Annotated in this window: 1 protein-coding gene; it reads left to right on the top strand. The window is 46.7% G+C overall.

Features of this window, described 5'->3' with window-relative positions:
* Positions 1 to 323 (top strand): thymidylate synthase (locus tag O4H49_RS20535; protein WP_269425300.1); only part of this gene is annotated, 323 nt, incomplete at both ends.

Consider the following 323-nt stretch of genomic DNA (forward strand, 5'->3'; position numbering starts at 1 on the left):
ATGTACAGCCATCACTTCTCTCTACTTGGTGATACTCTGTACCTAAACAGCACTCAGCGCTCTTGCGATGTACCAGTAGGCCTGATCTTCAACATGGTTCAAGTGTATGTGTTCCTCGCTATCATGGCGCATATCACAGGCAAGAAAGCGGGCGTGGCTTATCACAAGCTTGTTAACGCACATATCTACGAAGATCAACTCGCACCTATGCGTGATATCCAGTTGAAGCGTGAGCCTTTAGCGGGGCCAACATTCCATATCAATCCTGAGATTAAGTCTTTAGAAGATTTGGAAACGTGGGTGACGATGGATGACTTCTGGGT

Source organism: Kiloniella laminariae (assembly GCF_027214005.1).
Lineage (GTDB): Bacteria > Pseudomonadota > Alphaproteobacteria > Kiloniellales > Kiloniellaceae > Kiloniella > Kiloniella laminariae_A.